Genomic DNA, 10541 nt, shown 5'->3' with positions numbered 1-10541 from the left:
AACGTTTACACTCTTTTTTAGGGTATAAAACTCCTTATGAAGTAGAACAAAAATTTTATCAATTTAAAAATGTAGCATAGGTCTTAGAAAAAATGTCCGACTTTTTCTTGCAAGTCCAGATAATATACTGTAAAATAAATGGACCAGGAAAGTCGTCAATTGGCAAAAAACCACCAGTAGCATTATAAGCAACAAACAGGATTCCGAGGTAGAGAAAACGCCTTAGACTACTTCGCGTTTTCTTTCTGGAAAAGTAGAGTGTAAGCAATACTATGAACGTATCTATTAATAGATAGAAAAAAGTTGTCCAATGTATCGATGTGCCAAACATTTACGCTACTTCTCATTGCGCTCAAATTTGTTGGTTTCTAAATTCTTGGAAACATTGTCCCAATTAAAAATTTGTCCGTTCATAGCAATATAAACATCCGGTTTTAGAAGCTGTAATGAGCTAATTGCATACCCCAAATTAAAGGGTGCATCTGTATCTGCAGATGAACCCAAAATGAAAGACCCAACTAAAACGATTGTTTTGTTCAAATTGAGTTTTCCTATATATTTTGCGGTATCCTCCATCGTGAAAGTACCGTGGGTAATCAGTATCTTAGTCGCATTAGTTTCCTTTATCTTGCGCACCAACAGCTTTCTGTCATCATCTGTTACGACACGACTGTCTTTTTTAAAAACATTTTCTATGGTGTATTCAAAATCGATATTGGCTTTATTCAAAAAATCTTCAATCCCTACGTTGGATGAAGTAATACCAACATCATCTGTATAGTCCAGTCCCTCGATTGTGCCGCCTGTTGTGAAAATATGAATCATTGATTAATGACCTATTCTGACTTATAAAGATAGCTTTAATTTATTTGAAACTACTTTTATTTGCTCGGCCGTAATAAGCGTTCTAAGAATCCTGCCACTTCATTTTCTGTAATCTTACCGCATTGAGAATAGCCAGAAATGCGACACCAACATCTGCAAAAACTGCTTCCCACAATGTGGCCATACCAATTGCGCCCAAAATCATAAAGATAATTTTTACACCGAAAGCCAGACCAATATTCTGCCATACGATGCGTCTTGTAGACCGACCTATTTTTATTGCCCTTGCAATTTTAGAGGGTTGGTCGGTCTGGATAATGACATCCGCCGTTTCGATGGCCACATCACTACCCAAACCACCCATTGCAATGCCAACATCACTTATCGCCAAAACCGGGGCATCGTTAATACCATCGCCTATAAATGCTACTTTGGTTCCGGATTGCTTTTTGAGTTCTTCGACTTCGTTCAATTTGTCTTCAGGCAACAATCCACCTTTTGCCCAATCGATATTTAACTCTTTTGCAACTTGTTGTGTAATAGAGTCCTTGTCGCCTGATAGCATTATAATCCTGGAAATTCCTGAATCTCGAATTTGTTTAATGGCTTGGTGTGCATCATCCTTTAATTCATCTGCAATGGTTACATAACCTTCAAATTTTCCGTCAATAGACACCATAACAATTGATTCTACAATACCATCTGTTTCCGAAGGAACTTCAATACTGTTTGAGGTCATCAATGCTTTGTTACCTACAAGTACTGTTTTTCCGTTGACCATCCCTTTCAATCCTTTTCCGGCAACCTCTGAAACATTGGTGGCCTCATAATCAGAACCGTCCGCTTTATATTCCAAGATCGCCTTGGCAATGGGATGTGTGGATTGTTCTTCCATCGCCATCAGGTACTTCATAAACGTTGCCTTTTCTAATGTTATGGGTTTGATTTCCTTTATTTTGAATACCCCGTGAGTAACGGTTCCTGTTTTGTCCATTACTACCGTATTCACTTGGGTCATTGCATCCAAGAAGGATGCACCCTTGAATAGAATACCGTTTCGGGATGCTGCACCCAACCCACCGAAGTAACCCAGGGGAATGGAAATCACCAATGCACAGGGACAAGAAATTACCAGAAAAATCAAGGCCCGGTATAACCACTCCTGAAATACGTACCCGTCCACAAAAAAATAAGGTAAAAACGTTAAGCATACTGCTAAGAAAACTACGATAGGAGTATAGATGCGTGCAAATTTCCTTATAAACAGTTCGGTCTTTGATTTACGTGCTGTGGCATTTTGCACCATATCGAGAATTCGAGCAATGGAACTATCCTTAAATTCCTTGGTGGTTTCCACTTCTACAACACCTTCTAGATTGATGCTCCCGGCAAAAACCTTGTCTCCTTTGGCAATGGTGTCGGGTTTGCTTTCCCCCGTAATCGCTGCGGTATTGACCGATGCTTTTTTAGATAGCAATTGGCCATCTAAAGGGAACTTTTCACCTACGCGCACTTGTATTTTTTCTCCAATTTCAACGGTCTCGGGATCGACCGAAACATAATCGCCGTTCCGATACACCACGGCCTCATTAGGACGTACATCAAGAAGCGCCTTTATGTTGCCCTTTGCTCGTTTTACAGCTGCGTTTTGGAAAAGTTCGCCCACGGCGTAAAACAGCATTACGGCCACACCTTCCGGGTATTCCCCAATGGCGAACGCCCCTAAGGTTGCGATAGACATTAGGAAGAATTCGGTAAAGAAATCACCGTCCCTGATACTTTTCCATCCCTCTTTTATAACAGGAAAACCAACGGGGATGTAGGCTACCGCATACCAAGCGATTCGTACCCAACCTTTAAAAAACGGAAAGGCATCAAAGTAATCAATAGCAATTCCCGCTATCAACATCACAAAACTGAATATGGAAGGGATGTATTCCTTAATGCTCAGTTGTGATGAAACCTTATTTTCAATTGAAGGATCCTTGAGGTCTCTTAGATTTAGTTTTTTCTTTTTCATATATGTTTTATTTTAAAATAGTTTTAGAACAAAAAATACCATTGTCAATAGATAGACGATATAGGCTGCATCGAACGCGAATATCTGCCATCTGCTAAAACCGTGAAGTTCCTTGCTTTGATGGACAAAAAGGGAGTACAAAAGCGGCATCAGTCCAACGAAGGCAAGATTCACCCAAAACAACTGGAAATCTTCGATAGGGGTAGTAACCAGCGCCAACGGGAAAAAGGCGACCGTCATCGTAACAGCATTATCTGCGATAACACTAGTGGTGCCTGCCGTTACTTCGCCTCCTTTCACCACGCTCCAGGTCTTAAATATTTCAGGCGCGGTGGTCATTATACCCGTGATGAACAATCCCCCAACGATTTCAGAAATATTCAGGGCCGAAACAATATTTTCTGTTGCCTTAACAATAAAAAAAGCACCCACAGCTATGGCCAGGGCCCCGGCCACGGATAACCAGACTTTCTTTTTGTCCCATTCTACTTTTTCGCCCTTTTCCCTGCCTTTTATAATGGCATGCGTTAAAAAAGCAGCATAGGCAGCCAGCATAATATAGCCATCGATGGGTTGTAATCCACGCCAGGCTTTGGGAAGGGTTAGTATAGCTACCAAAGCAATGATTGCCAGGTAGGGGATGGACAATACCGAAACAGAACGTTTGTTCAGAGCCAGTAGGTTGGCATCCAGATGTTTTTGGTGTTCCTTATTATTTTTAAATTGCTTTCTGGAAGCGAAATAGGCTATGCTAACCATCAACGGAATGGAAATTATATTGGAACCCAAAAGGTTGCCCAGACCAATTTCCGATACTCCCCGGGCTGCACTGGTAACGTTTACAGCTACCTCGGGGCTGGCGGTCACAATGGCAAGGAGAGCTGCTCCTGCAGAAGCTGTAAGCCCCCATTGCTTACGGAGCATCTTTAAAGGCGTCAAGAGTTGGTCCGCACCCCAATGGGCAGCCCAAGCTGCCAATCCCAATACTACTACCCAAAGCCAAACGTTCATAACTAATCGTTGTTTATAATTTTTCTGTTACCCTCAGTATATTTCAACTTTTTATTTTCCGATATTTTCTGGTCTTTTTTTTGTTGGCTTTGAAAGATCAGGAGTAAAATCACTCCCGTGCTAATCCAGACATCTGCGGTATTAAATACAGGGTCAAAAAAAGTAAATTGATTACCTCCCCAAAATGGCAGCCACTCCGGAAGCCTTGTATCAATAATGGGAAGGAACCACATATCCACGACATTGCCATTTAAAAATCCAGCATATCCACCCCCTGACGGGAATATTTCTGCAACGTTTTGTACTGCCGGATCACTTTTTTCAAAGATCAGTCCGTAAAATGCACCGTCAATCAAATTACCCAATGCACCTGCGTATATAAATGCTGCACAGATTACAAAAACCTTTGCATATCCTTCACGTATCATCTTTTTGATATAAAAAGTCCCCCAAACAATGGCGGCCAGCCGAAATAGGATCAAAACAAGCTTGGCCAGATATCCCTCCCCAAACTTAAAGCCCCAGGCCATTCCGGGATTTTCCAAAAAATGCAAGCGAAACCAATCCAGGCCAAATACGTAGTACTCCTCGCCATAATAAAAATGGGTCTTCACATAAATCTTTATGGTCTGGTCTATTGCCAACAACAGTAAAATCAATAATGCTACACTACTTTTATTCATAATTTCCTATTGTTTCCCAACGTCTTGTGCAACATATATTTGCATTATTTAGATAATTTTAAAATTCTTATGGCGCCCCGCATTACAAACGTGAAGACGATGCCGCCAATCACCAAATCGGGCCATTTGCTATTCAGAAAATAGACCAGTACCCCTGCCACTATAACCCCACCGTTTACAATAATATCATTGGACGTAAAAATGGCACTGGCCTGCATATGGGCCTCCTTACTTTTAGCCTTGTTTATCAACCAAAGCGAAATAAGGTTCCCCAGTAGGGCTAAAATGGAAACTACAATCATCCACTGGAACATTGGTGTTTCACTACTGGTAAAAAACCTTCTTAATACCTCTGCAAAACCAAGTGTTGCCAATGCCATCTGAAAATACCCGCTGAATTTTGCGACCTTCTTTTTTCTTGAAATGGCACCGCCTACCGCGAATAGGCTTAGCGCATATACGATGGAATCTGCCAGCATATCCAACGAATCCGCCACAAGTCCCATAGAAGAGGAAATCCAACCTGTGGTCATTTCGATAACGAAAAAACCAAAGTTGATGCCCAAGACCCACCAAAGGATTCTTTTTTGTTTGGATTGGTCTTCCATTACGGGTGGTTCGGCTTCTGTGGTTCCCTCTAAAGAATCCCCAAGGTTTAAACCGGCTATTGATGTTTGTATATCTTCAATGCCATCCACATGATATACTTCCAATTTCCTGTTGGGAATATCAAAATCCAAATATTTCACTTGAGCATAAGATTCCAACTTCATCCGGATCATCTGCTCTTCCGAAGGGCAATCCATTTTGGTTATCTTAAATGTTGTTTTCTCCATTATCTCTTTTTTTATTTTTAATATTCGTTATAATAGTTGTCCTTTATCCGGATACAATTGTTACAAAATCCTTTTAGCAGCAGGTTTACTTCTTCTGCCTGAAACCACTCCGGCAAAGGCACTTTTGCTCTTCATCTTTCTCCCATTTACCAATGTATGTTTCCCAGTGGCTCTTTTGAATTTTTAGGAACCCCCGCAGGCTATCCGGTTTCATCAAAGACATAGACATTTCATTTCTTTGCCTGTATGCTGAATTATTCAGTGTCTGGACACCCTTCTGGAGGAATAATGTTTTTTGCACTCTTTTAGGAGCAGCGTCTTTTCGCTGAAACTTTTCAGTGTCATAGAAAACCTCCGCGGCTTCTTTTCCACTCATGCAGATCGTTTCCTTTAACATCAAACGGGTTCTAAAAATATCGGACCAAAGCTTTTGACGCTTTTTCTGAATAAATTCATAGCCGTCACGAAGTAGCGTCAAACTACTATCGATGTTTTTGTCTTTCGGAATAGTTCTCATGCTCTTTACATTTTTAAAATATTTATTTTATTTTTTAGACCATAAACTTAAACTTAATACAAACTGATTTAAGTCTTATGAAATGATTAAAAACTGCCTAATCCGATTTTACAATTAAATTAAGGCCGTTAAATATGCAACGCTCTGTCTTCGGTGGCTGCCAGACAGGCCTCTTTAAAGGTTTCTGAAAAAGTTGGGTGCCCGTGGGACATCCTTGCAACATCTTCGGCAGATGCCCTGAATTCCATCGCTACCACCGCTTCGGTATAGCTGTCTGCAATGCGTGGCCCTATCATATGCACTCCCAATATCTCATCAGTTTCTTTATCTGCGATTACTTTTATGAAGCCGTCGGTGTCCATACTTATTTTCGCCCTTGCGTTGGCCTTAAAAGGAAAAGAGCCTGTTTTAATACTTCTTCCTGCTTCTTTCAATTCTTCTTCGGTTAAGCCTACCCCGGCCACTTCGGGCTGGGTATAAACAATATTAGGAATAAGCGAATAATTGATATGTGGCTTTTGATCTGCTATCCTTTCGGCTACAAAAACGCCCTCTTCACTGGCTTTATGGGCAAGCATTGCCCCTCGGATTACATCCCCAATGGCATATACACCCTTGACATTGGTTTCAAGGTTCTCATTTACCGTTACCTGTCCTTTCTCATTGGTTTCCACGCCAATGTTTTCAAGGCCTAAATTGGCGGTGTACGGTTTCCGGCCAATGGCCATAAGGCAATAGTCGCCTTCTAAATTCATTTCTTTTTTATCGGACAGGTTTTCCGCTTTCAATTCAACTTTGTTGTCCGTTGCTGTTGCATTGGTCACTTTATGTTCCAAATAAAACTCAATTCCCTGTTTTCTTAGGGAACGATGCAATTGATGTCCCAGTGCGCCATCCATAGTGGCGATGAGGCTATCAAAATATTCCACAATAGACACCTTAGAGCCCAGGCGGGCGAAAACAGAACCTATCTCAACCCCGATAACGCCTCCACCAACGACCAATAAATGGTCGGGAATTTCCTGTAGCGCAAGGGCCTCGGTAGAAGAGATTATCCTTTTTTTATCGATTTTAATATTGGGCAAGGAAGCGGGTTTGGACCCTGTGGCAATGATAATTTTATCGGTTTCTATAGTTTCCGTTTTAGCTTCGGCCTTAATCTCAATCGTGTTTTTGTCCTTGATGGTGCCGTGGCCTTCATAGACGGTAACTTTGTTCTTTTTCATCAGATACCCAACGCCATTGATGATTTCCTGTACCACATCCTGAACCCTTTGGTTCATTTTTTTGATATCGACATTGGCTTCTTTAACATCAATCCCAAAATTTTCGAATTGATGCTTGAGTTTGTAATAATGCTCAGAGGCTTCCAACCAGGCTTTTGACGGGATACAGCCCACGTTAAGGCAGGTGCCGCCAAGCGTGTTGTACCTTTCAATAATGGCTACTTTTAATCCTAATTGGGCGCAACGGATCGCACTTACATACCCGCCCGGGCCAGATCCTATTATAGTTACATCAAATTTTTCCATATTCACATTTTTTTAAGTTAGTTACGGTGGAAAAAACCTTAAGCTTGACCATTGGGGGCTGGGATTCAGGCTTAAGGCACTCCCACCTATTATTTTTTACTACAGTTTTTACATATCCCTTTTAAAACTAGGTTCACATCGTTCACCTCATACTGGTTTGGCAAACTCTCTTCCGATATTTTATTTGGTAAACAGATTGTTTTCTTACAATTGGTACAATGAAAGTGCATATGTAAATCTGTACTGTGTTTACCTTTGGCGTTTTCATCGGAAATCGCATATTTTGCAAAAGCAGTTCCATCGTCAATTTGGTGCACCATGCTTTTTTTCTCAAAGAGCTTTATCGCCCTGTAGAAAGTGGTCTTATTGGCTGTTTTGATATTTTTATTGATAAAGACTTTTTGCATTTCATTTAAACTTACTGCATAAGTTTTCCTTTTGAGGTATTTGTAAATTTTCAACCTCATTTCAGTGGGACGTATCCCTTTTGACGATAATTTTTTTTCCGTTTTTGTCATTTTATATTCTTTCGAAAAACAGTCTAAGTCCGGATCTAATCTTTTTTATAAGCCAAAAGCCTTAACGCATTAAAAACCACCAGAAGCGTCGAACCTTCATGGATTACTACCGCCACTCCAATATTTGCCAAGCCGAATATGGTTGAAGGTATAAGCAGGGCCACAATACCAAGGCTAACCCAAAGGTTTTGCCTGATAATCGCCTTTGCCTTCCTGCTTAAACCTATGGCAAAGGGCAGGGTTTCCAACTTATCGGCCATTAGCGCAATATCCGCCGTTTCCAGGGCTACATCACTTCCCGCAGCACCCATAGCTATTCCTACAGTGCTGTTTGCCATGGCAGGGGCATCATTAACGCCATCGCCCACCATTGCCACCTTGGATTCCTTTTCTTTTAATTCTTTTATAGCATCCACTTTTTCTTCCGGTAATAAACTACCCCAGGCATCGGTCAATCCTATTTCTTCTGCTACTGCGTCTGCTACCTTCTGGTTATCACCAGTAAGCATGATCATTCGTTTAATTCCTATTTCTTTTAATTTTTTAAGGGTTCCCTTGGCGGCTTCACGAGGGGTATCCATTAATGCAATGATGCCTATATATTCTTCATTTTTTCGTATAAGCATTGTTGTATTTCCACCACCTTCAAGACCACGCACTTTCGTAGCTATTTTTTCGGAAGGTGTACTCTCATCAAGCCCTTCGTACAGGTCGAGGTTACCTATATAGATTTTATCATTGCCAAATGATGCTTTAATCCCTTTACCCAGAACTGCCTCTAAATTAGAGGCATTTGGGATTTCCTCGCCTTCCAGACGCTCTTTTCCATCACGAACTACAGCTTTGGCCAGGGGGTGATCACTAAGACCTTCCACGGCTACTGCTATTTTGAGAAGTTCATTGTCTGAAATATCCCCAAGTGGCACCACTTGGGTAAGTTTTGGCTTTCCTTCCGTTAGAGTTCCGGTTTTATCAAAGGCTAGGGCGGTAATAACCCCCAGGTCCTCCAGAGGGCGCCCTCCTTTAATTAATACCCCGCCACGGGCAGCTCTGGCCACTCCACTTAATACAGCACTTGGGGTCGAGATTGCCAACGCACAGGGACTTGCAGCTACTAATACGGCCATCGCCCTGTAAAAGCTGGCGCTAAAGGGTTCGTCAATAACTAAAAAAGCAAACAAAAGAATCCCGACCAAAATAAGGACGGACGGCACAAAATATTTTTCAAATTTATCGGTGAGCAACTGGGTAGGCGATTTTTGAGTCTGAGCTTCGTTAACCAGTTTCACCAATCGGGAAAGCGTTGAATCTTTGGCTGCTTTGATAACTTTAATCTCCAAAGTATTGTTCCCATTGATCGTTCCGGCAAAAACGCGGTTTTCATCTTTAATATCATCTACCTCTGAGTAATCCTTCTCAACATCTTCTACGGGAACTTTATCTACCGGTACACTCTCCCCGGTTATTGGAGCCTGGTTAACACTACTCTGCCCATCTACCACTACGCCATCTGCAGATATTTTACTATTTGGTTTCACCACAATGATATCCCCAATATTGAGTTTTTCGATACCAACTTCTTCCGTTTTACCATTTTTCTTAACCAAAGCTGTTTTTGGCGCCAGTTCTGCCAGTGCAGCTATAGATTTTCGTGCTTTGTTCATTGCATAATGCTCCAAGGCATGCCCCAGGCTAAAGAGAAATAATAACAAAGCTCCTTCAGCCCATTCCCCAAGAATAGCTGCTCCTATAGCTGCGACCAACATGAGAAAATCAATTTCAAATCCACCTTTGGCTACGGTCTGTATGGCTTCTTTTGCTGTAAAGTAACCTCCAAAAAAGTAGGCACCTATGTATAGGGATAAGCTGACCCATTCCGGTATTGATGTTACGTAGGACAAACCAAAACCAATACCCAAAAGAGCACCACAAATAATAGCAAAAATAAGTTCGGTGTTTTTCCCAAAAATACCTCCGTGGGCGTGGGAATGTTCTTCCCCGGCCCCGTGGCTATCCGCTTCTCTATGATTCTGGAGATCAGTATCTTTATGCTTTTGTTCTTCTATATCCCTTACCTTTTCTTTATTTAAATTTTGAGGATTCTTTTCGGCAGATTTAAAGCCCTTATTCTCAGCAGAGGAGCTTTTTTTAACTTGTAGGTTTTCTTTTTCGAGCTTTGTAGTTATCTCATCAAAACTTGTTTCCCGTTTATCATATTCTAAACGGATCATTCCTCCGGCATTGGCGGAAGCTTCCAAAACACCATTGATATTCAACAGACTCTTTTCTATAGTCCTTGCATGCCGGGTATGTCTAATCCCCTCAACCTCTATAAGCAAATGTCCATATTTCGCGGTAATTTCAGCCCCGGTTCTTTCTGCCAATGATTGAATGCGGTCAATAGAAATTATATCCGGATCGTAATGAAAGCACAATTGTGGCACCGTATCTTCCTGATCATCCGCTATGTGGACTTTTTCAAGGCCATTTTCGGCTTCCAGTTCCTTAATTAGCCTTTCCACACAAGCGTCTTTTTCATTAGGTACCTGTGGAAGGATTACGGGAATTTTGATTTTTAGTTTTTTCATATCCTTAGTTA

At 41.3% G+C, this 10541-nt stretch carries 9 protein-coding genes; all 9 read right to left on the bottom strand.

Features of this window, described 5'->3' with window-relative positions:
* Nucleotides 1-336: 336 nt before the first annotated feature.
* On the bottom strand, nucleotides 337-825 hold the full coding sequence (locus GUB10_RS15395; protein WP_193712346.1) for an asparaginase domain-containing protein: 489 nt from the start codon (nucleotides 823-825) through the stop codon (nucleotides 337-339).
* Nucleotides 826-907: 82 nt separating this feature from the next.
* Nucleotides 908-2845 carry a heavy metal translocating P-type ATPase gene (locus GUB10_RS15390; protein WP_193712345.1) on the bottom strand — a complete coding sequence of 646 codons (1938 nt, stop codon included), beginning with the start codon at nucleotides 2843-2845 and terminating at the stop codon, nucleotides 908-910.
* Nucleotides 2846-2857: 12 nt separating this feature from the next.
* Nucleotides 2858-3856: a sodium:calcium antiporter gene (locus GUB10_RS15385; protein ID WP_009778867.1), complete on the bottom strand. Its 999-nt coding sequence runs from the start codon at nucleotides 3854-3856 to the stop codon at nucleotides 2858-2860.
* 2 nt (nucleotides 3857-3858) lie between these two features.
* Nucleotides 3859-4539 (bottom strand): lipoprotein signal peptidase, encoded by a 681-nt coding sequence (locus GUB10_RS15380; RefSeq protein ID WP_009778866.1) that lies wholly within the window; start codon nucleotides 4537-4539, stop codon nucleotides 3859-3861.
* Between the two features lie 44 nt (nucleotides 4540-4583).
* Nucleotides 4584-5375, bottom strand: coding sequence for a cation diffusion facilitator family transporter (locus tag GUB10_RS15375; RefSeq protein WP_027885442.1), 792 nt, complete (start codon nucleotides 5373-5375; stop codon nucleotides 4584-4586).
* An 85-nt stretch (nucleotides 5376-5460) separates the two neighbouring features.
* A complete protein-coding gene (locus tag GUB10_RS15370; RefSeq protein ID WP_193712344.1) occupies nucleotides 5461-5892 on the bottom strand; it encodes a hypothetical protein in 432 nt (143 codons plus the stop codon).
* A gap of 128 nt (nucleotides 5893-6020) precedes the next feature.
* Nucleotides 6021-7424, bottom strand: a complete 1404-nt coding sequence (gene lpdA, locus GUB10_RS15365; RefSeq protein ID WP_193712343.1) for a dihydrolipoyl dehydrogenase — start codon at nucleotides 7422-7424, stop codon at nucleotides 6021-6023.
* 89 nt (nucleotides 7425-7513) lie between these two features.
* Entirely contained in the window at nucleotides 7514-7942 is a 429-nt protein-coding gene (locus tag GUB10_RS15360) for a Fur family transcriptional regulator (RefSeq protein WP_057482988.1), read from the bottom strand.
* A 35-nt stretch (nucleotides 7943-7977) separates the two neighbouring features.
* Nucleotides 7978-10530, bottom strand: a complete 2553-nt coding sequence (locus GUB10_RS15355) for a heavy metal translocating P-type ATPase (RefSeq protein WP_057482987.1) — start codon at nucleotides 10528-10530, stop codon at nucleotides 7978-7980.
* Between the last annotated feature and the right edge of the window lie 11 nt (nucleotides 10531-10541).

Source organism: Salegentibacter sp. BLCTC (assembly GCF_015143665.1).
Classification (GTDB): Bacteria; Bacteroidota; Bacteroidia; order Flavobacteriales; family Flavobacteriaceae; genus Salegentibacter; species Salegentibacter maritimus.
This window is presented reverse-complemented; position numbering and strand designations above follow the sequence as displayed.